Consider the following 23,941-nt stretch of genomic DNA (forward strand, 5'->3'; position numbering starts at 1 on the left):
GACAGGGATCGAATGTCGCGTGCGATGATCGGCCAATGTACGCGCGCTGGGGACTGACGATCCCGCTGACAGGGGTACCACTCCGAGCACACGCGCCGCTACTTGCTGCGCTGGCCGACGCCGGCTACACGGACGTGTGGACCTCGGAGGTGGCTGGCACTGACGCGTTCACGCCGCTGGCGCTGGCGTCGACGTGGGCGCCGGCGCTGCGGCTCGGCACCGCGATCGCACCCGTGTTCACCCGCGGACCGGGTCTGCTCGCGATGACGGCCGCGGCCCTCGCGGAGGTCGCGCCTGACCGGTTCCGCCTGGGCATCGGCGCGTCGTCGCCGGTCGTGGTCGAAGACTGGAATACGCAGTCCTTTGTGGACCCCTTCGGGCGTACCCGTGACACCCTGCGGTTCCTGAAGCGGGCCCTCGCCGGCGAGATGGTCGACGAGCAGTATCCGACATTCACCGTGCGGCGGTTCAAGCTGGAGCGGCCACCGGCGAGCCCGCCACCGATCCTGCTGGCGGCGCTGCGCTCACGCATGCTGCGGCTGGCCGCTGCGGAGGCGGACGGGGTCATCCTGAACTGGCTGGCCGCCAGCGACCTGCCCCGGGTGCGGGCCGAGTTGGAAGGCGCGAAGGACGGATTCGAGACCGTCGCCCGGATCTTCGTGTGCCCGACTGATGACCAGCGGTACGCGCGCGAGCTGGGCCGACGCATGATCGCCGGGTACCTGACCGTTCCGGCGTACGCGGCGTTCCATCGCTGGTTGGGCCGCGGTGAGCTGCTCGAACCGATGTGGCGGGCGTGGGAGGCGGGGGACCGGCGGGCGGCGACGGCCGCGATCCCGGACGAGGTGGTCGACGCGCTGGTCCTGTACGGCTCGCCGCAGGTCTGCCGGCAGAAAATCGAGGAGTACGTGCGCCAGGGCGTGCAGACGCCGGTGATCGCGCTGTTGCCCACCCCGGCGTTGGCGTCGGGGGAGGGCGGTGTGCTGGAAACCGTGCTGCTCGATCTGGCGCCGCCATACACGGAGGTGTGAGCGATGCGAGTGGACGGACGCGTGGTCGTCATCACCGGCGCGGCGGGCGGGATCGGCGCGGCCCTGGCGCGGCGGTTCGCGGCCGAGGGCGCGGCTGGGATCGTACTGTCTGATCTTGATCTGGACGCGGTGACGGCGCTGGCCGGTGAGCTGAAGGTCGACGCGCAGGGCGTCCGCACGGATGTCACGGTCTCCGACGAGGTCCGGGCGCTCGTCGACGCCGCGCTGCGGCGGTACGGTCGCGTCGACCTGTTCTGCTCCAATGCCGGGATCACGACCGGGATCGGGCTGGAGGACGGTGACGCGCTCTGGCAGCGGTCGTGGGCGGTCAATGTCCAGGCCCATGTGTACGCGGCGCGCGCGGTGCTGCCGGCGATGCTCGAACGCGGCGAGGGGTACCTGCTGCAGACCTGCTCCGCGGCCGGCCTGCTCACGGCCGTGGGCGACGCGCCGTACACGGTCACCAAGCACGCCGCGGTCGCACTTGCCGAGTGGCTGTCCATCACGTATGGCGACCGGGGGATCCGGGTCAGCGCGCTGTGCCCGCAGGGCGTCGATACGCCGATGCTGCGCGACGGTCTCGACGCCGGCCACGTCGGGGCCCGCGTGACGGCCGCGTCCGGTGCGGTGCTGTCACCCGACGACGTGGCCGACGCGGTGATCGCCGGGCTCGCCGACGAGCGGTTCCTGATCCTGCCGCACCCGGAGGTCGGCACCTACCTGGCGCACAAGACGCAGAATCCGGACCGATGGCTGGCGGGCATGCGCCGGCTCGCTGGGGGAATTGCCGGGTAGGTCCACGATCGGTTCATCCGATCGAGGGATACAACCACATCTATTCATCTCTGCTGATCGACACCTGTGGGCGTTGTCATTACCGTGTGGTAACCGGCTGCCCGCCGCCCTCGCGACATCCAGCCGCGATCTTCAGGCGGGAACGGCCGGGTGTCGTCACGCAGAGAGGATCCCCCTGTGCGCCGAACCGCCCCGATACTCCTGAGCGCACTCCTGGCCGGCAGTGCGCTCCTGACCGGCATGGCGCTGGTGCCCACCGCTCCGGCGCGGGCGAGCAATCCGCTCGCCCCGGTATCGAGTTTGCTGTCCCAGCAGTTGACCAACCTCACCGGCACCCTCCCGGTGTTCGTCCACGGCACCAGCATCGCCGCCGCCCGGCAGGCGGTCACCGACTCCGGGCTCACGCTCGTCACCACCTGGAACACGATCGGCGTCGCGGTCGCCCGTGGCAACGCCGGCCAGATCGCGGCCGTCCGCGCGCGCAGCGGCGTCACGTACGTGGAAGGCGACCAGGCGATCAAGCCGTACCTGTCCACATCGAACGTTGCCACGCGGGGAGAGCAAGCCCGCACACAGCTTCGCGACGCCCAGGGCCGACCGATCGACGGCCGTGGTGTGTCGGCCGCGATCATCGACACCGGCGTGGACGGCACTCACCCGTTCTTCAAGAATGCCGACGGCTCCAGCGCCGTCAAGCTCAACCTGAAGAATGTCTGCGGTCCGCTGACCGATGTGGGGCTGTCCCTCCCCGTACCCAACGACACGTGCTTCGCCGACCTGACGGCGGTCAACGACACCGACACGCTATCGGCGGGCGGGCACGGTACGCACGTCGCGGGCATCGTCGCCGGTCGGGACACCCAGCTCACCGACGGGACGAAGCTGCACGGCGCGGCGCCCGGCGCCACCCTCATCAGCCTGTCGGTCGGCGCGGGCCTGAGCATCTTCGGCGCGGACAGCGCCCTGAACTGGGTACTGGAGCACCACGCGAACCCCTGCGCCGGCTGCCCGCCGATCAAGGTCACCAACAACTCGTACGGCCCGAGCGGCGGCGGCACGTTCGACCCGAACTCGGCGACGGTGAAACTCCAACGGGCGCTGGTCGCGGCGGGCGTGGTCACCGCCTGGGCGGCCGGCAACGACGGCCCGAACAACAGTGCCACGAACCCGCCGGGCCAGGACCCGACCGGCGGCATCATCATGGTCGCGTCCTACGACGACCAGAGCACCGGTACCCGCGACGGCGCCGTGTCCGACTTCTCCAGCCGTGGCGCGGCGGGCCACCCCGAAACGTACCCGGACATCTCCGCGCCCGGATCGAACATCACGTCGTCGTGCCGGCTGTACCTGGTGATCTGCTCCACCGGCGCGGATCCGCACAACGGCCCCGGGCTGCTGGACCTCGGCACGTTCAACACCATCAGCGGCACCTCGATGGCGACGCCGCACATCGTCGGCATCGTGGCCCAACTGTTCCAGTTGGCGCCGAACGCGACGCCGGCCCAGATCGAGAACGCGATCAAGTCGACGGCGTACAAGTTCGCCAACGGCGCGCCGTACGAGACCGTCGGCTCGTACACCACCTCCGTTGACAAGGGAACCGGGCTGGTCGACGCGTACGCCGCGGCGCAGAGCCTCGGCGCGAAGCCGGCCTGACGAGAGTGGGGCCGGCGCCGGTCAAGGGGCGGGGCCGGCCCCACCAGGTCAGCGCCGGCCCCACCGGGTCAGCGCCGGCCCCGGCCCCACCACACCGGGCGCGGATCGGCTGACCAGAGCAGCCGCCGCCACCACGACCGCCGCGCGCGCAGGTGTTCGACGTACGCGAGGGCTGCTGCTGTGGCCTGGTCCGCCTGCGCGGCGCTCGCGCCGTCGGGGGCGAACGTCACGACGTTGACCAGCCCCGCGAGCTCGTCGAGCCCCGGCGCCGCTGGGCGAATTGGGGACTTGAGCTGTTCGTCGGTGCGCTGTTCGTCGGCGGTGCGCGCGGCGTGCTCGGCGATCTCGGTGGCGGCCAGGTGACGGGGCGGCGGCCGGCCGGCCAGCCGCAGGGCGTCGAGGACCTCCAGCCACGCTCCGATGATGCGGCGGGGCGGATCGCCTTCGTGCAGCCGTCGCCTGCGTTGGGATGTGCGCAGCAGCACCACCAGGCCGACCGTCAGGACCAGTGCGAGAAACAGCCCGGCGACCACCGCTGCGGCGATCGTGCCCGGCGGGGTCGCGGCGGCGGGCGGCGCGGCCTTGGCGGAGGGCTTGGGTGGTGCCGAGGACGGCGCGACCGAGGCGGGCGGCGCGGTCGACGGCGGGGGAGTGGAGGGCTCCGGCTTGGGTTTGAAGTCGTCCTCCACCGGCCGGGGCTGCGTGTTTGGTTGCGGCAACGGGTTGAACGCCACCCATCCGATTCCGGTGAAGAGCACTTCCGGCCAGGCGAAGGCGTCCGCTCCGCGTACCGCGGTGCCGCTCGTGGGCGACCGGAAACCGACCACGACCCGGGTCGGCAGGCCGACCAGTCGGCCGAGGACCGCGAACGCCGCGGCGAACTGCTCCGACGTGCCCCGCTGGCCACCGCCGTTGCGCGGGCCGAACAGGAAGAAATTCAGGTTGGGGTAGGCGTGACCGCTGGGCGCGTCCGCCACCAGTTGGTAGTGCTCGGACAGGAACTGCTCGATCGCCTGTGCGCGCGCGAACGGCGCGCCATTGCCCTCGGTGAGCTGTTCGCTGAGTCGGCGGATCTGCGGCGGTGCCGCGCCGCCGAGCGTCACGAACCTGGCGACGCCTGGTCCGGTCGGTATGTCGGCGGTGGGCAGCAGGTTGCCGTCGGTCCGGGGTGGCTGCGACACCACCTCGTACCGTAGGCCCGACCGTAGCCCTTCGGGCAGCGCGATCGTCCCGCTGGTCTCGTCGAAGGCGACCCGCACCCCGTCGATGCGCTCCGGTACCGCCACGGAGGGAACCAGCCGGCCGTCGAGTTCGGCGATGGTGATCTGCTGCGTCACGGCCGGTCCGCGCCTACCCGAGCGGGCTCCGCCGGCCGAGGTGGCGTTCGGGCCGGTGAGCACCCGGCCGGCGCTGCGGTAGGTGGCGCCGACGCGCCAGGTCACGCCGTCGTAGTCGTTGAGCACGGCCAGGCGGGTGACGTATTTGTCAGCCGACGCACCGGAGATCCGGGCGTCGAACAGGTGCTGGTCCGGATTGAGCGCCCAACCGGACAGGCGTACCAGCGGGTTCTCGTCGAGGGTGTCCAGCCGTGGGGGAGCGACGTACCGTCGCGGGTCAGTGGGGCGATTGTGGACACCGGCGGCGACGCTCGGCCCGATCGCGGCGACCAGACCGACGCTGACCGTCAGGCTCGCCGCGGTCCCGAGGGCGAGGCGCAGGCGGAGGGCGTGGCGTTGGGACGCGGTCAGATTGGGCGCGGCGCCGCCACGGGTACCGGCGCTCGCCGCGAGCGCCAGGGCGACGAGGCCGGCGAAACAGATCGGCTGCCACAGCGCCGCGTTCGCGTTCGGGCCGATCGTGTACAGCACGACGGCGTACAGGAGCGTGGGCGCCGTGCACGCGAGCAGCACCCGCCGGGCGCGCAGCGCCAGTTCGGCGCTGGTGAGCCCGGCCAACCAGGTCGCGACTACCGGGACCGCGACCGTGTCGGGCTGCGCCTCAACGGGGATCATCGCGGTCAGGACGCGGGGGATGCCGTTGCGCAGGGCGTCCACGGTCAGCGTCACCAGCGGGCCGTGAATCTGGCCGCTGGCGGCCGACAGCCGCACGGCCAGCAGCGTGTAGCCGGCGAGGGCGAGGACTGACAGCGGCGCCACGGACCAGGACGGGAGCCGCCGCACCGCGACGCTCACGATGACCGCACCGACCGCGGCGCCGAGGAACATCCTGGGGCCGAGGCCACCGGCGTAGATGCGTCCCAGCGCCAGTCCGGCGATGGCGAGCATGCCGGCGAGGGCCGCGGGCACGATCAGCGACCGCAGCGAACGCGTCACCACGCCCGGACTCCGTCCCACTCCGCGGCGAAGTCGGCGCCGTCAGCGGCGGACAGTACGACCATGCCTTCCGTCGGGGCCGGTGCCGACCCGGTCGCACCGAGCGCGCCGAGCGCGCCGACGATGATCGTCGGGTACGCGCCGCGGAGCGACCCGACCTGCCCGAGATCGTCGGCCCGGCCCGGCCCGGTGAGGTAGACGAGGGTGTCGCCGAGCCGGCGCTGGCGCAGTCGGGCCGTCGCCTGTGACAACTCGTCACCATCGCCCGGGCTAGCGCTGTCCCGCAGCTGTGCCTCGGCGAGGAGGTCCAGGTACGGCCGGGTGTCGGTGATGCGCCGGCCGTCGCCGCCAGCCGTCACGCCGGTGACCGTCTGGAGCGTCAGTGGCAACTCCTCGCGCTGTGCCGCCATGACGATCGACGCGGCCGCCTCGCAGGCGGACTCGAAGCTGTCGGACGTACCGCCGCCTAGGCCCGGGTGGGCCACCGGCCGGTCATCGAGGAGCACGACCAGCCGGGGCAGGCTGGTGTCGAGGTGCTCGCGCACCATGAGCTCACCCACCCGCGCGCTGGTCCGCCAGTGCACGTGCCGCAGTTCGTCGCCGACCACGTACCCGCGCAGGGTGTCGAACGTGATGGTGCCGTGCGGCACCCGGTCGACCCGGCCGTCGAGGCTGCGCACCACGCCGACGGGTACCGCCGAGAGCGGGTGAACCTTCGGGTACACCCAGACGCGTGCCGTCTCGCCGTGGGATCGGGCCATCGTCACCAGGCTGAGCGGGTCACGACGCACGATACGCAGCGGCCCGACGGCGACAACGCCGCGGCGGGCGGTGGGCACCGGGTACTCGGTCACCGTGTCCTGACCCGGTCGAAGCTGCAGCACCGGTACGGGTACTGTCGCCGGTCCACACCGGTCGTACGCGATGAGCGTCGCCGCCCGCACCCGGTTGGCGTTGCGCACGGTCAGCGTCATCCGGCTGTCCTCGCCGCGCATGACCCGGTCGGGCTCGGCCCGGCGGGTCACGGCCAGCCGCGGGCGCAGCGCGGCGTAGGCATGCGCGAGTAGCACCGCGAGGAGTCCGGCACAGCCCAGCACGGTGAGTTCCGGGTATCCGAACCGGAACCCGGTGGCGAGCAGGATCAGCCCGGCGACGAGAAGTCCGATGCCGCGCTTGGTGATCGTCATGGACGGCTCCGACCGATTACGGGGCGGCGGGCGCCGGCACCGGGACCGCCTCGATGACCTCGGTCAGCACGTCGAGGGCGGAGACCCCGCGCACCTGGGCGTCCGGAGACAGCAGCAGCCGGTGCGCGAAGACCGGCTCGACCAGGGCCTTGAAGTCCTCCGGGACGACGTACGCGCGTCCGGCGGCGAGGGCGTACGCGCGGGCGGCGCGGGTCAGCGCGATGACGCCGCGCGGGCTGACGCCGACGCGGACCTGCGGATGCGTCCGGGTCGGCGCAGCCAACCGGACAGCGTACGTGAGCAGCGGGTCGGCGACGTGCACCCGCTGGGCGAGCGCGACGAGCTGGGCGACCGTGTCGGTGTCCGCGACCGCGGGCAGGGCTTCCGGGCTGTGCCCGATCGCCGCGCCCCGGAGCACGTCGATCTCGACCGCCTCGTCGGGGTACCCCATCGACAGCGTCATCAGGAACCGGTCGAGCTGCGCTTCGGGCAGCCGGTAGGTGCCGTCCATCTCGACCGGGTTCTGCGTGGCGACCACCAGGAACGGCCGGGGCACCGGGTGCGGTATCCCGTCGACGGTGACCTTGCGCTCCTCCATCACCTCGAGCAGCGAGGACTGGGTCTTGGGCGAGGCCCGGTTGATTTCGTCGGCGATGACGATGTTGGCGAACACCGGCCCCGGGTGGAACTCGAAGCCGTGGGTGGCCTGGTTGAAGATCGTGACGCCGGTGACGTCGGATGGCAGCAGGTCGGGCGTGAACTGGATCCGCCGCCACTGCCCCTGCACCGACGCGGCGACCGCCCGGGCCAGGGTCGTCTTTCCCACGCCCGGCACATCTTCGAGCAGGATGTGGCCTTCGGCGAGCAGGGCCGTGAGGGCGAGCCGCACGACCTGCGGCTTGCCGAGCACGACCGACTCGACGTTGGCGGCCAGCCGGGCGAAGAGCCCGGCGAAGGCGTGTATCTCCTCGGCGCTGAGCGCGGTGTTGGGCGTGACCGTGCTGCGCCCGACAGTGTTGTGCGGTGGTGCTTGCGTCACGGGGCGGTGCTCCTCAGGATCCTTTATGGACAGTCGGGCAGGGCGTTGATGTTGTCGCCGTTTTCAAGGTTGAGCCAGGCGAACGGTATGTAGCGCTGCTTGCCCCCGAACGGGATCTGGATCCACATCGAGCTCTGCTTGCCGTGGTTCGAGTTGGCCGCGTTGATCGTGGGGCCACCCTGGTTGCCCGCCGTGCCCTGCTTCTTGCAGGAGGCCTGGAAGCGGGTTCCGTGTGCTGCGTCGCCCACCGCCTCGTTGTCCTGCTGGCGGGAGTTGCGGTAGATGCCGATCCCGCTGCTGCAGTTGACCCCGGGGTCGGCGGTGACGCAGTAGACGGATCCGAAGAGCGCTGGGGTGGCCACCGAGCCGTTCCTCGTGGCGGTTCCGGCCGCGTTGGACACGGTGAGGCTGTAGCTGTAGTTTCTGCCCGGCCACAACCCACCCACCGTCAGGCTGCTGCAGTTCCGGTCATCCTGCCCCGCGCCGGCGACGCTGAGCGTGCACTTCGGCGTCGCTCCGCCGCCGTCGGCGGAGAACGTGACGGTGATGGAGTTCAGCGCGCCGTTCTGGTCGGTCACCGTCACTGTTGGCGGGGAGAGCGTCTTCGCCGTGGTGGCGGCCGGTGGGCTGCTGCCCGCCGCGTTCACCGCCGTGATTTTCACCGGGATGTTGGTGCCGTCGGGCAGCCCGGTGATCGTCACGCTGGTGGCGCCGGTGACGTCCCGCTTGGTGCCGTTCGCGTCCACGACATACTTCGTGATCGGGCGGCCGTTGTCCTTGGCCGGCTGCCAGGAGACCTGGATAGCCCCGGGCTGGTTGGTCACCGTGCTCGCTCGCGGGTTCGGAGGCGTCTCCGGCACCGTGTACGGCACGACGGTGTTGCTGATCGGCGACGCCTTCGAGTTGGCACCCTTGTCGTTGACCGCCGTCACGGTGAACGCGTACTGCGTGCCGTATCTCAGCGCGCCCGCCGGGATCGTCAGCGTCGTCGAGGTGGCGCTGAAGGCCTGGTCCTTGGGCGCGGCCGGAGTCGACGTGATCTGGTAGCTGACGATCTGTCGACCCTGACCGTTGGCGGCCGGCCACGTGACCGTGACCGTGCCGTCCTTGTTCTCGGCGGCCGTGACGCTCGCCGGCGGATCGGGCACCTCGGACGTGGGGACCACCGGGTTCGCCGCCCGTTTCGGGCCGTTGCCCTTGGCGTTCACCGCGTACACGGTGAAGGTGTAGGACTGGCCGTTGGTCAGACCCGTCACGTCGAGCGCCCGCTGGTCGGCGCCCACCTCGTGGGGCTTGCCGTCACCCTCCACCACGTACTTGAGGATCGGCGCGTTGTTGGCCGTAGCGGGGCCCCAGGTGATCCGCGCGGCAGCGTTCCCGGCGGCGGCGCGTACGTTGACCGGCGCGCCGGGTGGGCCGACCGGCGGCTTCTGCGGTGGCGGTGGGGGAGGCGGGGGCGGCGGCGGGTCGCCGCCGAGAATGTTGTTGGCGTACTTGTCGACCAGTTTCGCGCGTCCCCGGTCGTCGACCACCTGGGCCTTCGACGTGCTGGGCGCGTTGATGAACAGGTGGTCCTCGCGCACCTCGAGGTCGAGCGGGCCGCCGGCGGAGTTGGGCAGCGTGATGGTGTTGGCGAGCCGGCCGGAGCCATCCAGCACGTACACGTTGCCGGTCGCCTCGTCGGCGCAGTACAGACGCTTGGACCAGGCCACGCACGGCGAGAGCTCGGGACCTTCGCCCGGCACCGTGAACTGGTTGACCTTGTCGCCGCTCACCACGTACACCGTGCGACCGTCGATGACGGTGACCGGAACGTCGGCGCCGGTGGTGCGCAGTGGCATCGAGCCGGGGCCGGAAAGCGACAGTGTCGTTTTCTTGGTGACGTCGCCGCGCAGGGTCGTGAGCACGGCGGCCGTCTTGTCGAGCACGGCCACCCCGGCGTCGAGCACTGAGAGCGTCAGGTCGTGGCTGGGATCGGCGATGGACAACGTCTTGACGATCTTCGGATCTGCCGAAGCCGCGCCGCCGGTACCGCCGTTCCTGTTCGTTGTTCCCTTCGGAACCGCGGTGGGTTGGATTGCGACGGCGGTTCCTTCGCCAGGCACCAGAAGCCACAGCCGGCCGTCTGCATCGAAGGAGCCGCCGGCCAGGCCCGGCATGAACCGCAGCGGCGCGCCGATCGGGGTGAGCGTGGCGGGGTTGAGTTGGCTCACGGCGCCCTGCACCGAGTCGATGACGAACGCGGAGTCCCCGTGCAGAGCGACGGTCACGCCGATGCCCGCGGTGGTCTGGGAACTCGCGGCCAACTGCAGGCTGGACAGGTCGAGCACGCTCACCTTGCCGGTGGTGACATCGCGGAGGATGACGTACCGGTCGGTCTGGCTGACCTGCACGGTGTGGCCCAGCGAGTCGGAGACCTTGTATCGCGTGTCGACCCGGCCGGTGACTCCGTTGACCCGAGCCACCTCGCCCTTGTTGCTGCTCCACAGCCAGGACGCGGCGTCGAAGTTCGCGATCGCGTTGTCCGCCGCGCCGAGACCGAACAGGGTGGCGCCGATACCCGCCAGGAGCGCCGCGACGATCCCGACCGTTACCAGGCCGCCCCGGCCCTGCGCCAGCCGTCGAATACGCGCGCTAAACATCGATGCACCTCCCCATGGCCGGCGCTCATCCTATGCGCAGGTCGAGCGGCGTCGATACCCCTGAGCTACACCTGTGGAAAACTTTGTATGCGCAGGTCAGCGCCTTGGGCTGGCGGACGGACCGCGCCTGGTGCAGGTCAGGGAGGACGGCGCGGTCTGTTGCGGTGAGTACACTGCGGCGACCAGAAAGCAATAGGTCGCGCTCGTACTGAGACCGTTGATTGTGTAGGTCGTCTCGCCGGATCCGGCCGATCCCAGCGTTTTGTACCCGCTCTCGGGGCGGCCGCCTGCGATGACGAAAGGAACGCTGCCGTTTGTGGGATCCGTCCAGGTCAGCGTGACGGACGTGCCGTCGTCACGCAGCTTGAGGTCGCCGGGTGCCCGCAGTGCGTCAGCCGTCGGGCTCGGCTGGGGACGTCCACCCTCCCGGCGGTCAGGCGCGTTCAGCACCAGCAGCGCCGCGACGCCGCCGCCAACCAGCGCCATGGCCGCGACGAGCACGAGTACCAGCATCGGAAGCCGCGAATGGCGATGTTCGTCGGTGTTGCGAGGCGGCCACGAGGGCGCGACCTCCGGCGCGGGTAGCGGTGGGACTGGTCGCGGTGCGGACGGTGGCGGGAACGGACCGGTGGCCGGTGGCGGAACCGGTGTCTCGGCGCGCGGAACCGGTGTCTCGGCGCGCGGAACCGGTGCGTCGGTGCGCGGAACCGGGAGCTCGGTGGGTGGAGGCGGCGCGGCGGGGCCCGCCGTTCCCGGCGGAGAGGCGCCAAGGTAGCTACTCGCGGCCTGGACGTACTCGTGGTCGGGGCCCAACGCCGCCGGACCGTGACGCAGCACCGTGGTGAAGTTGCGCCGCGCCTCGTGTCGGTTGCCCAGCTCATCAGCGAGCGTCGCGAGGTCGTACGACAGCGGCAGCAGCGCCGGGCTGTCCTCGCCAAGCGTGAACTGCCCGGCGGCCAGGGCCTCTTCCAGCAGGCGGCGCGCGTGCATCAGGTCACCGAGTTCGCGGTGCAGTGAGGCGAGCAGGCGGGTGCCGGCGAGGACCTCGGGATGGTCGGCGCCGAGCGTGGCGGCGGCTGGGTCGAGCGCCTGCTCGAGCTTGACCTGTGCGCCGCGCAGGTCACCGCGGCTGGCGAGGGCGTGTGCGTTGCGTACGACGGCGGCGAGGTGATCGGGCACGGACACGCCGCTATGCTGCCCGTTCACGCTCGCGGTCCGCTACCCGGCCCCTGGTACGGAAATGGGACAGAGAGCCGGGGCGGGCGGAGAACCGCCCACCCCGGCCACACGAAGCTGCTGATGAAGCTTTCAGCTCTGCTGGCGCAGCGCCTTGCTCAGTTCGGTCTTGGACATCGACGACCGGCCCGAGATGTCGGCGTCCTTGGCCATCTCGTAGAGCTCATCCCGGGTGGCGTCGGTAAGGTCCGACCGGCCCCGGGCGTAGGCCGCCGCGTGCTCGGTCTCTGCGTCGAAGCCGGCCTTGCGCAGTTCGTCGAGCCTGAGCTCGGTGAATGCCTGGCCGAGCTGCTCCAGCTTGGCCTTGTCAACGGCGTCGCGCAGGGCCGGGAGGATCTCGCTCTCCTCTTCCTCCACGTGGTGCTTGACGGCGTTCACGAACTCGGTGAACATCTGCTCGAACTGTGGCGAGTCAATGTTCTGCTGGGCCTTCTTGAGCAGTTGCTCGGCCTCGTCGTGCTCCTCGTACCCGTGATGGACCTCGTCCTTCTCGCTCGGGTCCGCTTTGGTCAGCGCCGGATAGACCTTCTTCTCCTCGGCTTGCGCGTGCGCCATCAGCCGCGCGGCGATCTCCTCGACCAGGGCCCGTCGGTCGCCCTTGCCGCTTTGGACCTGCTCGAAGAGGTCCTCCAGCATCCGGTGGTCATTCATGATCAAGGTGACAGCATCTGACGCCATGACTCCTCCAGATTCTCAGGTGTCAACGTCGTACCCATCGACCACCTGGTGAAACGATCAAGTCATGGCGGCGCCGATGCCGGTCACCGTCCAATCGTCAGCTCGGCAGGGCGTGGTCAGACCGCGCTGGCCGGCATGTTGACCGGCAGGCGGGGGGGTGGGCGCGCCGGTCCTGCCCGCCAGCTCGGGCGCCGCTTCAGCCGGCTCAGGTGGCACTTCAGCCAGCTCGGGTGCCTCCTCGGCCGCTTCAGGCACCGCCTCGACCGGGGCGAACGTTTCGATCAGCACGAGCTCGGTGGGCTGGGCGATCACCTCAGCGGGTACGTGATCGATGAGCGTCATGCCGGATGGGTGGAGCTTGAGGAGAAGGCGCCATGCCGACGCGGCGATCTCGGCGTCGACGTGGAGTTCGTGGCGCGTTGCGACCAGATGGCAGCGCGAGGGGAGACCCCGGGGGTCGCTGAGGATCGCGTACGCGCTCAGCCCCAGCGCGGCGCCGAACACCGCACCGAGCGGGAGCCCCCACGACAGGCCCAGGAGCAGCGCATCGACACGTGCCCGGTCGAGGACCGCGATCAGTACCATCAGTGCGCCGATCCACAGTCCACCGCACCCGCCGAGGGTCGCCGCGCGCCAAGCGGTGATCCTGGCGTCAACGTCGGTGACCAGTTTCAGGTTTCCGCCGACGACAGTCACCCGGTGGATCGGGAAGTGGGTGAGGGCGAGCAGGTCGACGGTACGCCGCGCGTCGGCGTACCGGGCGAATGAAGCGACCTGCGTACGGCCGACTAATTGGGCGTGTTCGGTCATGACTGGGCGGGATCCGCGCAGCGCGCCGAAGCGGAGGGGAAGGCGCTTCGGCGAATCGGTCACGGGTACCGCCTCCTCGGTGCCGGCCGGCAGGCGCAGACCAGCTACCCGTATCAGGCATCTTTACTCGCTGATCATGCGCTGGGGCGTACGGTAGTTGCTGCTGCCCGCGCCGGTTCGGTAACAGACCGACCGGCAGCGAGTCGTGCCCGTGCCGGTGACGCCGTAGCGACTGGGCGTAGCCGTGCCGGGGTGGCCGCCAGCAGGGCGTCCAGATCGGACGCGGGGCGTTGCCACGTGTTGTGCGTTGCGATGTTGTGCGAAGTGACCAGTCCGTAGGCCGGGGCCGGATGGGTAGGTCGGGGGCCCTACCCGGAGCGGCGCCTGCCCTACGGACTGGTTTGCGTGCGCAAGGGGGCGAACCACGATGTCCGTCGCGCTTGACCATGCTCACCGGCCGTCCCTGTTTGGTGGGGACCTCGACGAGCGCATTCCCGTACTACTGCAGAAGATGTGCGCCTTCACACCGGGAGATCCCGCCCGGGCGGAACCGCGCGCCGAGTTGATCAGTCTGTGCCGGCCGCTGGCGGCGTACCTGGCACGGCGATACCGAGACAAGGGGGAACCGCTCGACGACCTGGTGCAGGTCGCCACCGTCGGGCTCATCAAGGCCGTGGACGCGTACGACCCGCGCCGCGGTGTGCCGTTCGGCAACTACGCCTCACCCACGATTGTGGGTGAGATCAAGCGCCACTTCCGGGACAAGGGCTGGGCGCTGCGCGTACCGCGGCGGCTACAGGAGTCGCGCCTGCGCATCGCGCGTGAGGTGGGGCCGTTGACCCAGCGGCTCGGGCGGTCGCCGACCGTGGCGGATCTGGCCGCCTCGCTGTGCGAACCGGAGGAGGACATCATCGCCGGCCTGGCGTGCGCTCCGGCGTACCGGGTGCTGTCGCTGCAAGTGCCACTGCGTACCGCGGCAGGAGCGGAGCTGATCGAGGTGCTCGGTGGCACCGATCCGCTGCTGGAAGGGGTGGAGCAGAGGGAGTCGCTCCGTCCGCTGATCGCCCGCCTTCCGCGCCGTGAGCAGCGGATTCTTCAGATGCGCTTCTTCGCCAACATGACCCAGGCGCAGATCGCCGCCGAGACCGGCATCTCGCAGATGCACGTGTCGCGGCTGCTCGGCCACTCGTTGCGAGTGCTCCGGGAGGGCCTGCTGGCGGAGTAGCTGGCCGGCTAGCTCGGCATGATCATCGAGAGGTCGGGGCGTCATGACGCCCCGACCTCTCGATGATCATGGAGAACTACCAGTTGCGCATCCAGGGCAGGTGGGCGTCGAGCCAGTCCCGTAGCTGGGCGGCCTGGTCGGCGCCGCCATCGAGCCAAGGCAGTGCCTTGGTGATCGCGAGGATCCCGAGTACGACGCCGGCGATACTGAACGCCAGTCCGAGCAGCGCGACGTGGTGACCGGTCACGTGCCGGCGCGCCACCGCGGACAGCCCGGCTGCTGCGAATACGAGGCCGACCACGCCGATCGCGACGCCGAGCGGCGCGAGCCGGCCACTGAGCGCCGCGAGGGTGGCACACACCCCGAGGATCAGGCTCAGCGTCGAGGTGAAACTGGTATGCGCCCAGCGAGCCGGTTCGGCCCGCTCGGCGTCGACGGCGTCGACCCGGTCGCGATCAGCGACGGCGTCGGCTCGGTCCCGCTCGGCGACGGTTTCTGCCCGGTCCCGCTCGGCAACCGGTCGGTCGGCCATCGACGGACGCATAGGCCTCGTCGTGTCGGGCGCTACCGCGCCACCGGGCGGGACCGGCGCTACCGCGCCACCGGGCGGGACCGGCGCTACCGCGCCACCGGGCGGGACCGGCGCTACCGCGCCGCCCGGGGGAACCGGATGGCCGGGCGCCCTCCGGCGCTGCGGGATTGTCGCGCCGGGGTCAGCGGAGCCGGCGGGGCCAGCGGAGCCGGCGGTGGTCATGCCGCTGGGAATCCCGCCGGTGGGCGTCGACTCGGCGGGCATAGCGTGATCGGCGGCACGTCGCCCATCGTGGGACCGTCGGGGGAACAGGCCAGTAGCCATTGCACACCTCCTATGGGTCGCCCGTCTGCGACGGCGCGTCACGGGCGGGATATTGATGAATTACCCATCCCGGCGGACGGCTACACGGACCGGTTGGCCGTTTGTGCCATGGTTTGCGCTAGCTGGGGCGCGGGTACCCACACCCCATGGAACGCGGCAATTCGAAGCATGGGCCACGGCTCGACAACGAGATGGAACATGAGGTTCGCGGCATCCTCCAGGGGTTGGTCAACGACCGGGTAGAGGAGTGGCGCGATCCTGAGCCGCCCGGCGAGGACCAGCCGAATCCGACGCGCGCGCCGCACGGGTTCGAGCGGGCCGGCGCCCCGCCTGGCATGACACCGGAGGAGGTCGATACGCGCAGCCGCATCGGACGGTACATCCCCCTGTCGGCGCTGCCCGGCGATCGCGACGACCTGCTCGCGGCAGCCGAGGAGATGGAGGCGCCGGACGACGTCATCGAGATGCTTAGCGCGCTCCCCGCCGACCAGGTGTTCGAGACGGTCAACCAGGTGTGGGCCGCCCTCGGCGGGCACAACGAGGAGACGCGCGTCTGACGTGAAAACCACAACGGCATCCGGGAGGTCGCCATCCCACAGTGCCGTGGGATGGCGACCTCCCGGAACCGTTACCTGAGGAGCGGCTCAGCGCGACCGCAGCGCGGGCAGCAGCTCGCGCTCGGCGAACTCGAGGAACTGCCCCTGGCCCTCGGCGCCCACCTGTACCAGGGCGACGTGCGTGAAGCCGGCGTCGAGAAACTTACGCACCGCGGCGACGTGCTTGTCCACATTGGGCCCGCAGGGGATCCCCGCCGCCACGTCCTCCTCGCGCACCGCGTCGCTGGCCCGCGCGAACGACCGGGGATTGGGCAGCTCGGCGTTGACCGGCCAACTCAGGCCGAACCATCGGAACTGCTCGTACGCAATCTTGCGGCACTGCGCCTCGTCCGGGCCGTAACAGACCGCGACCTGCCCGTACCGCGGCTTGCCGGTGCCGCCCGCCGCGTCGAACATCTCGCACAGCTCGCGCCGGGGCTCGACGGCGATCATGACGTCGGCGAACTCGCCCGCGAGTTCACATGAGGACGGGCCGGACACCGCGATCCCGATCGGCACGCCGTTCTCGGGGAGATCCCACAGCTTGGCCTCCGGCGCCTCGAAGTACTCGCCGCCGTGGTGGATCGTTTCGCCGGCGAGCAGCGGACGGATGATGTCGAGCGCCTCCACGAGCATGTCGTGGCGTTGGGCCACGTGCGGCCAGGCGCCGACGACGTGCTCGTTGAGGTTCTCACCGGCGCCGAGGCCGAGGGTGAACCGGCCGCCGGACATGACGCCGATCGTCGCCGCCCGCTGCGCGACCACGGCCGGGTGGTAGCGGCGGATCGGCGAGGTCACGAACGACATCAGTTTGATGGTCGATGTCGAATACGCGACGGCGCCCAGCACCGACCAGGCGTACGGGGAGTGGCCCTGCTCCTCCAGCCAGGGGTAGTAGTGATCGGAGATGACAGCGAAGTCGAAGCCGGCCCGCTCGGCGCCGATTCCGTCGTTGACCAGCTGGGTCGGTCCGGCCTGTTCGCACATCATGGTGTAGCCGAAGGTCGCCACGAAGCTCCTCCCGATTAGGTGAGTAGTCCCTGCTCCTCGACGACCGGGACCGACAGGGTCTTGTACCCGACGTCGTCGAACAGCACCGTCATCTGATCGCCGGAGTAGCGCAGGACGGTTCCGCCGCCCCACTCCGGGTGCGTGACCCGGCTGTGCACCGGATAGGGGCCCGCCTCGCCGGAGGCCTCCACCTCGCGCGCCGCGCCCGTCAGACAGTTGTCGCAGTGCCCGCACGGTTGGTCCAGATGCTCGCCAAAGTAGGCGAGCAGGGTCTGCCCGCGGCACGCGGTCGTGTCGGCCAGATTGCGCATCATGTCCAGGCGGGAGCGCTGTACGGTCTGCCGCCGCTGCGCCTGCTCGAGCGCCGCCTCGGCGGCCTGTTCCAGCGGCGGGGTGTAGGCGGGTGACCGCCACTTGCCGCCCCGGCCGGCCGCCGCCGCGGCGCCGACCTCCTCCAGCAGCGAGAGCAGTTCGCCGAGTTTGCGGGGGCCCAGCCCGGTCTTCTCCCGAAGCTGCGTACGGGACTTCGGGCCGGCGTGCAGCGCTTCGGCGAGCCGGATGAGGTCGTTCGTCGCCGGCAGCCCACCGGTGAAGAACTTGCGCAGGCCGGTGTCCTCGGCGCGGTACAACAGGAGCGCCTGGGCCGGTTCGCCGTCCCGGCCGGCCCGGCCGATCTCCTGGAAGTAGCTGTCAGGGGAGTCGGGCAGCGAGACGTGGTTGACCCAGCGGATGTTCGGTTTGTCGATGCCCATGCCGAACGCGCTGGTCGCGACCATCACGGGTACTTCGTCGGCTGCGAACGCCTCGTGGCGGCGCCTACGCTCGCGTACAGCCATCCCGCCGTGGTATGCGGTCGCCGGGATCCCGGTGTCGGTCAGCCAGGCCGCAAGCTCCTCGGCCGCCCGCCGGGTGGCCACGTAGACGATGCCGGGCGGAGACGACTGCTGGAGGCGGTCGAGCAGGCGCTGCCGGCGCTGCTCGTCGTCGACGCACTGCACCGCCTCGAGGAACAGGTTGGGCCGGTCCAGCCCGGTGATCACCACCTCCGGGTCGGCGAGGCCCAGCCGACCGATGATGTCCTCGCGTACGGGCGGGGAGGCGGTCGCGGTCAGCGCGACGACCGGCGGGTGCCCCAGTTCTCGAATCGCGCGGCCGAGCTGGAGGTAGTCGGGGCGGAAGTCGTAGCCCCAGGCGGAGATGCAGTGCGCCTCGTCGACGGCGATCAGGCTGGGCCGCGCGGCCCGGATCGCCGCCAGCTTCTCGGGGTCGGCGAGCTGTTCGGGGGTTACGAAGACGTACTCGACCTGTCCGGACTGCAGCCGCTCCAGCGCGGCGCGCTGTGCCGTCGCGCCCTCCGCCGAGCTGAGCCGTACCGCGGCGAGGGCGTCGTCGCCGCGCTCCGCGAGCCCGGCGATCTGGTCGGTCTGCAAGGCCAGCAGCGGGGAGACCACGACGGTCGGGCCGGGCAGCAGCGTGGCGGGTACCTGGTAGATCGCCGACTTGCCGCCGCCGGTCGGCGCCACCACGAGGGCGTCGCGCCCGGCCATCAGGGCGTGCATGGCGATGGCCTGCTCGGGACGCAGCTCGTCCCAGCCGAATCGCTCGCGCGCGGCGGCGCGCAGCTGAGAGGTGACGTCCATCGACTATGCGCCGTACCCGGAAGAGGACTCGCCAAACCCTCAGTGGTTCGTGGCGACGCAGTGGGGTAAGGGCCGGAAGGCACCCGGCGGCGAGAGGAGAGCGAGGATGGGTGTGGCGACGGCAGAAACCTGGATCGATGCGCCTCCGCTGCCCACCGAGTTACAGGTGGAGATCACCTCCGCCTGTAACCTGCGCTGCACGATGTGCCTGGTCAGCTACCGGCCGCCGGTCAACAAGCTGGTCGGTGCGATGGCACCGGACCTGTTCGCGGGCATCCTCGACGGGGTGCCGACGCTGCAGCGGCTGACCATGCAAGGGCTCGGTGAGCCGCTGCTGTCGCCGTACCTCGTCGACCAGGTACGGCAGGCCAAGCGGCGCGGGATCACGGTCGGCTTCAACTCCAACATCACGCTGCTGAGCCGGCGGCGGGCCGACGAACTCGTCGCGGCCGGCCTCGACTGGCTGCACGTCTCCCTGGACGGGGCCGCCGCCGACACGTACGAGAGCATCCGGAAGGGGTCGACCTTCGACACCGTCGTCGCCAACCTCACCGGCCTGGTGGCGGCGAAACGGGCCGCGGGGAGCGCGACGCCGTGGCTCCGGGTCGTCTTCGTCGCGATGCGCCGCAACGTCGCCGAACTGTCCGCCCTGGTCCGGCTGCTGGCCGACATCGGCGTCAACGAGCTACGGGTGCAGAACCTCAGCCACGACTTCTCCGACACCGATCCGTCCGGGCAGTACGCCGGCATCCGCGAGTTCGCGGCCGCCGACGGGCTGTGGACCTCCCCGGAGTCCGCAGCGGCCGCGCGGAAGGCCTTCGACGCGGCTGAGCGCGCGGCCGAGGAGCACGGGCTGACCCTGCGCCTGCCCCGGTTGGAGACGGTGCCGCACGAGCCCGGCCGGCCCGGCTGCACCTGGCCCTGGGAGTCGGTCTACATCACGAGTCAGGGCGTGGTTCAGCCGTGCTGCATGGTGATGGGGGACGACCGGGTCGCGCTCGGGCGCCTGTCCGAGTCCAGCTTCGCCGAGATCTGGCATTCACCGGCGTACCGGGACTTCCGCCGGCGGCTCGCGGCCGACGACCCACCCGACGTGTGCCGCGGCTGCGCGCTGTACCAACGGACGTTTTGATGGGTGAGACGGTAGACGCGGTCGTTATCGGGGCCGGTCCCAACGGTCTGGTCGCGGCGAACATGCTTGTCGACGCGGGCTGGGACGTGATCGTCCTGGAAGCCACGGACCACCTGGGCGGCGCGGTGCGCTCGGCGCCCCTCGCCGCGCCCGGCTTCCTGTCCGACGTGTGCAGTTCGTTTTACCCGCTGGGGTACGCGTCACCGCCGCTGGCCGCGCTGCGCCTCGACGAGTACGGGCTGCGCTGGACCAACGCCCCGCATGTGCTGGCCCACCTGCTACCCGACGGCCGCGCCGCCGTGCTCGACCGGGACCTCGACGTCACCGCCGCCTCGCTGGAGGAGTTCGCGCCCGGCGACGGGCGGCGTTGGCGCAGCGAGTACGCGCGGTGGGCCGAGGTGAGCGACGAACTGCTCGGCGCGCTGCTGACGCCGTTCCCGCCGGTACGCCCGGGCCTCGCCCTGTACCGGCGGCTGCGCACCGCCGGCCTGCTGCGGCTGGCCCGCTGGTTCCTGCTGCCGGCCCGGATCCTCGGTGAGGAGATGTTCGAGGGCGAGGGCGGCCGGGCGCTGCTCGCCGGCTTGGCGCTGCACACCAACCTGTCACCCGTCGAGGTCGGCAGCGGGGTGTACGGGTGGCTGCTGGCGATGCTCGGCCAGCAGTACGGGTTTCCGGTGCCCGTGGGCGGTGCGGGCCGGCTCGCGGACGCCCTGGTGGACCGGTTGCGCGCCCGGGGCGGGGAGATCCTGCTCGACGCGCCGGTGGACCGGGTGATCGTCGGCGCCGGGCGGGCGCTCGGCGTCCGCAGCGCCGACGGCCGTCACTGGCGGGCCCGCCGGGCGGTCCTCGCCGACGTGCCGGCGCCGGCCCTCTTTCTCGACCTGGTCGGCGCCGACCGGCTGCCCGATCGCTTCGTTGACGACCTGCGCCACTTCCGTTGGGACGACGCCACGATCAAGGTGGACTGGGCGCTGTCGGGGCCGGTGCCCTGGGTCAACGAGGCGGCGCGCCGAGCGGGGACCGTGCACCTGCGCGTGGACACGCCGGGGCTGGTCGACTTCTCGGCCGACCTCGCCGCCGGGCGGGTACCGGAGCGGCCGTTCGTGCTCGTCGGCCAGATGACCACGGCGGATCCGACCCGGTCGCCCGCCGGCACGGAGGCGATGTGGGCGTACACGCACGTGCCGCGCCGCGAGAAGTGGACGGCCGCCGACATCGACCGGCATGTCGAGCGGATCGAGAGGGTCATCGAGCAGTCCGCGCCCGGGTTCCGGGATCTGGTCATCGGCCGGCACGTGACCGGGCCGGAGCGGATGGAGGCGGAAAACCCCAGCCTGGTCGGCGGCGCGATCAACGGTGGCACGGCCGCGCTGTACCAGTTGCTGTTCCTGCGGCCCGTACCGGGCCTGGGGCGGGCCGACACCCCGGTCGACAAGCTCTATCTGGCGAGCGCGAGCGCCCACCCGGGCGGGGGCGTACACGGTGGTCCGGGTGCGAACGCCGCGCGGGCCGCCCTGGCGCGCCACCGGGTAGTGGCCGGCGACCTGTACGCGGCCGGCGTCAAGGCCGCCCAGCGCGCCGTCTACAGCTGAGCCGAACTACGGTGAGCCGCACTACGGTTGAGCCGAACTACGGTGAGCCGCACTACGGTTGAGCCGAACCCGGCGGAGCACATCGTCCAGAATGGACCGACTGGCGGCGGGTTGCCAGATCGGCCAAGCGGCGCAGCGACTCCTTGTTGCGCCAGTGCAGAGCGAAGTCGTTGAGCTTGGTGTGCAGCCAGCGCAACGGCCCTTCGGGGAAGTCCTCGACCATCGTGACCCGGGTCGAGTCGGCGCCGACCGGGGTGAGCGACAGGTGCACCCGGCCCGCGCCCCACGGCCACAATCCCACCCGGAGCAGCAGCATCCGGTCCTGCTCGCAGTCGACCGCGACGGTCTTGTCGCGTACGGACAGCGGCCACGGCCCGACCTTGTGGTGGATCGCGGTGCCGGGCGAAGGGAAGCCCCGTTCGACGTAGCGGATGTGGGCGCTGCCGACCACCCAGTCGCTGTAGGTCCACCCGTCGGCGAGGACGGCGAACACCCGGTCCGGGGTCGTATTGATCACGTACTCAGTTGTGGCCACCCGGACAGGATGCCCGCCCCGGCTGGCCCACTAACCGGTTGCGCGGTCCGGGCGTACGGCGGCAGGTAGAGATTCACCGATTGGAGATCATGATCATGGAAAGGGAGCTTACGGCTGGGTGGTCTCGTGGATCGCCATCTCCTCGGCGGTCGGCCCGCCGCCGTCCGGGCCCGCGTCCCAGGCGACCGCCTCCTTGATCTTGTCTTCGTGTGCTCCCTCGTCGGGTTCGACGAGACGGCCGATCGGCCGGATCAGGCCGGGAGTCACATCCGGCCGGTCGTACAGCGAGACGGGGGAGTCGTCGGCCTCCAATGGGGGCTCCTCGGCCAGCCCGACCTCCTGCGGGGGCCGGTCGACCTGGTCGTTGCCCAGGTCGACGTTGTCGCCCGGCAGGTTGTCGACCAGTGCGGCCTGTGCGCTCCCGGACGGGCTGGCCAGCTCGCCGCCCTCTTCGACCGGTTCCTCACGGGCCAGCTTGTACTCCAGCGACTCGCCGAGGCGGCCCTCCTCCGGCGTGACCCCGTACCGGTCGATCGCCATCGGAGCGCGTCCGGGCAGGGGAGCCGGGTCCGGGCCGTCGGCTTCCCGCGGCGACTCCGCCCTGCTCTCCTCCATCGCTATATGGTCGTCGTCGGCCACCTCCGGCAGTCCCAGGGACTCCGGGTCGGAGATGGGTTCCGGGTAGTTGTCCAGTAGTCGCACCATGTGGCTGATTTACCCACCGCCCCGTTTCCGACACCTCGAAACGGGGATCGGCAGGGGTCACCTGGCGATCTTCGCGATCGCGGAGCGGTCCAGGTTCGCGCACAGCGCGGCCGGATCGTCGTAGACCTCCACCGCGCCGGCTTCGCGCAGTTCCGCGGCGCTCGTACCGCCGCAGGTGACCCCGATACAGATGATCCCCGCGCGTGCCGCGGCCTGGACGTCCCACACCGAGTCGCCGACCAGCAGCGCGTGATCGCCCGCCAGGCCGCCGGCCTGCAGCGCGACCGCGATGATGTCCGGGTCGGGCTTGCTCGTGCCCACGTCGTCCTTGCTGGTCGTGGCGTGGATGGCGGCATCGGCATCGAGCACGCTCCGCAGCACGCCCAACTCCTTCTTCGACGCCGACGAGGCGAGGACGACGCGCAGGCCGCGGTCCGCGCAGGCGCGCAGCAGGTCCGCGGCGCCGGGCAGGGGCCGCAACCGTTCCCAGTACGTGGCGTAGAGCGCCAGGTGCGCGCCGCGCATGGTGTCGTCGGAGCCCCGATCGCGGTCGGTGCCGAGGAGGTGATCGACGAGCTTGTCCGACCCCATCCCGATCGCCCGGTGGATGCGCGCCATCGGGACGGTGTACCCGTTCTGCCGCAAGGCCTCCCACCAGGAGACCGCATGCAGGTAGTTGGTATCGACGAGGGTGCCGTCGACGTCGAAGAGCACGCCACGAGCTGATTCGTTCATGCGCGGACTGGTACCCCGAAACCGGTGCCGTGAAGCTCACGCTGGCCGTGGGTGACCGACGACGCCCCAGCCTTCGCGGTCGGCTCTGTTTACGGTACGAAGTCAGGGACACGATAACCCGGATCCAGGAGCCGCGCCGTGGTCGAATGGCTGATGAACACCCGCCGTCTCGCGGACGGCGCGGTCGCCATCGAGCTTCGCGGTGAGATCGACGTCTCCCACGCCGACGAGCTACGCACCAAATTGATCGGCATCGCGACGAACCTGCGGCCGGTGCGGATCGTGGTGGACATGCTGCATGTCACGTTCGTCGACTCCAGTGGCATCGGGGCCTTGGCCGCGGGGCAGAACGCCGCCCGCACGGTGGGGGTGGGGTTCGCGGTCACCAACCCGGCCTCGTTCGTACGCCAGCAGTTGCGCATGATGGGCCTGACCGATGCCTTCGGAGTGCAGGGGTAACGTCTCGTCCGGCCCGTGGGGGTGGTTTTACCGCCCCGCACTGACATC

General features: G+C 70.9%; 21 protein-coding genes. 8 read left to right on the forward strand and 13 right to left on the reverse strand.

The genetic code is table 11. From position 1 onward, the window contains the following. Window positions 1–53 precede the first annotated feature (53 nt). The 3 genes from HC028_RS12945 (at window position 54) to HC028_RS12955 (ending at window position 3,482) form a co-directional block, all read left to right on the forward strand. Window positions 54–1,031 (forward strand): LLM class F420-dependent oxidoreductase, encoded by a 978-nt coding sequence (locus HC028_RS12945; protein WP_168077010.1) that lies wholly within the window; start codon window positions 54–56, stop codon window positions 1,029–1,031. 3 nt (window positions 1,032–1,034) lie between these two features. Then, the gene (locus HC028_RS12950) at window positions 1,035–1,826 is read left to right on the forward strand and encodes an SDR family oxidoreductase (protein WP_168076862.1); all 792 of its coding nucleotides are present in this window, start codon (window positions 1,035–1,037) and stop codon (window positions 1,824–1,826) included. Between the two features lie 177 nt (window positions 1,827–2,003). Next, on the forward strand, window positions 2,004–3,482 hold the full coding sequence (locus tag HC028_RS12955; protein ID WP_203981231.1) for a S8 family serine peptidase: 1,479 nt from the start codon (window positions 2,004–2,006) through the stop codon (window positions 3,480–3,482). 68 nt (window positions 3,483–3,550) lie between these two features. On the opposite strand, the gene HC028_RS12960 is transcribed toward HC028_RS12955, so the two are convergent. The 7 genes from HC028_RS12960 to HC028_RS12990 form a co-directional block, all read right to left on the reverse strand. Next, a complete protein-coding gene (locus HC028_RS12960; RefSeq protein ID WP_239075392.1) occupies window positions 3,551–5,818 on the reverse strand; it encodes a transglutaminase TgpA family protein in 2,268 nt (755 codons plus the stop codon). Then, entirely contained in the window at window positions 5,812–7,002 is a 1,191-nt protein-coding gene (locus HC028_RS12965; protein WP_168076863.1) for a DUF58 domain-containing protein, read from the reverse strand. The genes HC028_RS12960 and HC028_RS12965 overlap by 7 nt, the downstream gene beginning before the upstream one ends. A gap of 16 nt (window positions 7,003–7,018) precedes the next feature. Beyond that, a complete protein-coding gene (locus HC028_RS12970; protein WP_168077015.1) occupies window positions 7,019–7,966 on the reverse strand; it encodes an AAA family ATPase in 948 nt (315 codons plus the stop codon). A 98-nt stretch (window positions 7,967–8,064) separates the two neighbouring features. Continuing rightward, complete coding sequence (locus HC028_RS12975; protein WP_168076864.1) at window positions 8,065–10,683, reverse strand: fibronectin type III domain-containing protein; 2,619 nt, start codon at window positions 10,681–10,683, stop codon at window positions 8,065–8,067. Window positions 10,684–10,779: 96 nt separating this feature from the next. After that, complete coding sequence (locus HC028_RS12980) at window positions 10,780–11,868, reverse strand: fibronectin type III domain-containing protein (RefSeq protein WP_239075391.1); 1,089 nt, start codon at window positions 11,866–11,868, stop codon at window positions 10,780–10,782. 123 nt (window positions 11,869–11,991) lie between these two features. Further along, window positions 11,992–12,597, reverse strand: a complete 606-nt coding sequence (locus tag HC028_RS12985; RefSeq protein WP_168076865.1) for a hemerythrin domain-containing protein — start codon at window positions 12,595–12,597, stop codon at window positions 11,992–11,994. Between the two features lie 57 nt (window positions 12,598–12,654). After that, entirely contained in the window at window positions 12,655–13,470 is an 816-nt protein-coding gene (locus tag HC028_RS12990) for a general stress protein (protein ID WP_168076866.1), read from the reverse strand. 364 nt (window positions 13,471–13,834) lie between these two features. On the opposite strand from HC028_RS12990, the gene HC028_RS12995 reads away from it, so the two are divergent. After that, window positions 13,835–14,632, forward strand: coding sequence for a SigB/SigF/SigG family RNA polymerase sigma factor (locus tag HC028_RS12995; RefSeq protein WP_168076867.1), 798 nt, complete (start codon window positions 13,835–13,837; stop codon window positions 14,630–14,632). 76 nt (window positions 14,633–14,708) lie between these two features. Here HC028_RS12995 and HC028_RS13000 read toward each other — a convergent pair whose 3' ends face one another. Beyond that, on the reverse strand, window positions 14,709–15,164 hold the full coding sequence (locus HC028_RS13000; protein ID WP_168076868.1) for a hypothetical protein: 456 nt from the start codon (window positions 15,162–15,164) through the stop codon (window positions 14,709–14,711). A gap of 470 nt (window positions 15,165–15,634) precedes the next feature. Between HC028_RS13000 and HC028_RS13005 the strand changes: the two genes are divergently transcribed. Continuing rightward, on the forward strand, window positions 15,635–16,045 hold the full coding sequence (locus HC028_RS13005) for a DUF2795 domain-containing protein (protein WP_168076870.1): 411 nt from the start codon (window positions 15,635–15,637) through the stop codon (window positions 16,043–16,045). An 87-nt stretch (window positions 16,046–16,132) separates the two neighbouring features. On the opposite strand, the gene HC028_RS13010 is transcribed toward HC028_RS13005, so the two are convergent. Both HC028_RS13010 and HC028_RS13015 read right to left on the reverse strand, forming a co-directional pair. Further along, window positions 16,133–17,095, reverse strand: coding sequence for a TIGR03557 family F420-dependent LLM class oxidoreductase (locus HC028_RS13010; protein ID WP_168076872.1), 963 nt, complete (start codon window positions 17,093–17,095; stop codon window positions 16,133–16,135). Between the two features lie 14 nt (window positions 17,096–17,109). Further along, window positions 17,110–18,735: a RecQ family ATP-dependent DNA helicase gene (locus HC028_RS13015; RefSeq protein ID WP_168076874.1), complete on the reverse strand. Its 1,626-nt coding sequence runs from the start codon at window positions 18,733–18,735 to the stop codon at window positions 17,110–17,112. 112 nt (window positions 18,736–18,847) lie between these two features. Between HC028_RS13015 and HC028_RS13020 the strand changes: the two genes are divergently transcribed. Both HC028_RS13020 and HC028_RS13025 read left to right on the forward strand, forming a co-directional pair. Beyond that, complete coding sequence (locus tag HC028_RS13020) at window positions 18,848–19,867, forward strand: radical SAM protein (protein WP_239075673.1); 1,020 nt, start codon at window positions 18,848–18,850, stop codon at window positions 19,865–19,867. Further along, a complete protein-coding gene (locus HC028_RS13025) occupies window positions 19,867–21,459 on the forward strand; it encodes a phytoene desaturase family protein (protein ID WP_168076886.1) in 1,593 nt (530 codons plus the stop codon). The genes HC028_RS13020 and HC028_RS13025 overlap by 1 nt, the downstream gene beginning before the upstream one ends. 52 nt (window positions 21,460–21,511) lie before the next feature. Here the strand turns inward: HC028_RS13025 and HC028_RS13030 are convergent, their stop codons facing one another. The 3 genes from HC028_RS13030 to HC028_RS13040 all read right to left on the reverse strand — a co-directional run bounded on the left by HC028_RS13030 (window position 21,512) and on the right by HC028_RS13040 (window position 23,434). Next, window positions 21,512–21,994, reverse strand: coding sequence for an SRPBCC family protein (locus HC028_RS13030; RefSeq protein WP_168076888.1), 483 nt, complete (start codon window positions 21,992–21,994; stop codon window positions 21,512–21,514). 108 nt (window positions 21,995–22,102) lie between these two features. Further along, entirely contained in the window at window positions 22,103–22,699 is a 597-nt protein-coding gene (locus tag HC028_RS13035) for a DUF5709 domain-containing protein (protein ID WP_168076890.1), read from the reverse strand. Window positions 22,700–22,756: 57 nt separating this feature from the next. Further along, window positions 22,757–23,434 carry an HAD family hydrolase gene (locus HC028_RS13040; protein WP_168076892.1) on the reverse strand — a complete coding sequence of 226 codons (678 nt, stop codon included), beginning with the start codon at window positions 23,432–23,434 and terminating at the stop codon, window positions 22,757–22,759. A gap of 138 nt (window positions 23,435–23,572) precedes the next feature. Between HC028_RS13040 and HC028_RS13045 the strand changes: the two genes are divergently transcribed. Next, complete coding sequence (locus HC028_RS13045) at window positions 23,573–23,893, forward strand: STAS domain-containing protein (protein ID WP_168076894.1); 321 nt, start codon at window positions 23,573–23,575, stop codon at window positions 23,891–23,893. The last annotated feature ends 48 nt before the right edge of the window (window positions 23,894–23,941 follow it).

The organism is Planosporangium flavigriseum (genome assembly GCF_011947225.1).
GTDB lineage: Bacteria > Actinomycetota > Actinomycetes > Mycobacteriales > Micromonosporaceae > Planosporangium > Planosporangium flavigriseum.

Excerpts from the sequence above, each read along its gene's own strand:
- HC028_RS13005 (WP_168076870.1), top strand. The coding sequence starts at position 15,635 with ATGGAACGCGGCAATTCGAAGCATGGGCCACGGCTCGACAACGAGATG.
- HC028_RS12995 (WP_168076867.1), top strand. The coding sequence starts at position 13,835 with ATGTCCGTCGCGCTTGACCATGCTCACCGGCCGTCCCTGTTTGGTGGG.
- HC028_RS12950 (WP_168076862.1), top strand. The coding sequence starts at position 1,035 with ATGCGAGTGGACGGACGCGTGGTCGTCATCACCGGCGCGGCGGGCGGG.
- HC028_RS13025 (WP_168076886.1), top strand. The coding sequence starts at position 19,867 with ATGGGTGAGACGGTAGACGCGGTCGTTATCGGGGCCGGTCCCAACGGT.
- HC028_RS13015 (WP_168076874.1), bottom strand. The coding sequence starts at position 18,735 with ATGGACGTCACCTCTCAGCTGCGCGCCGCCGCGCGCGAGCGATTCGGC.
- HC028_RS12965 (WP_168076863.1), bottom strand. The coding sequence starts at position 7,002 with ATGACGATCACCAAGCGCGGCATCGGACTTCTCGTCGCCGGGCTGATC.
- HC028_RS13000 (WP_168076868.1), bottom strand. The coding sequence starts at position 15,164 with ATGGCCGACCGACCGGTTGCCGAGCGGGACCGGGCAGAAACCGTCGCC.
- HC028_RS13035 (WP_168076890.1), bottom strand. The coding sequence starts at position 22,699 with ATGGTGCGACTACTGGACAACTACCCGGAACCCATCTCCGACCCGGAG.
- HC028_RS12985 (WP_168076865.1), bottom strand. The coding sequence starts at position 12,597 with ATGGCGTCAGATGCTGTCACCTTGATCATGAATGACCACCGGATGCTG.
- HC028_RS12975 (WP_168076864.1), bottom strand. The coding sequence starts at position 10,683 with ATGTTTAGCGCGCGTATTCGACGGCTGGCGCAGGGCCGGGGCGGCCTG.
- HC028_RS13040 (WP_168076892.1), bottom strand. The coding sequence starts at position 23,434 with ATGAACGAATCAGCTCGTGGCGTGCTCTTCGACGTCGACGGCACCCTC.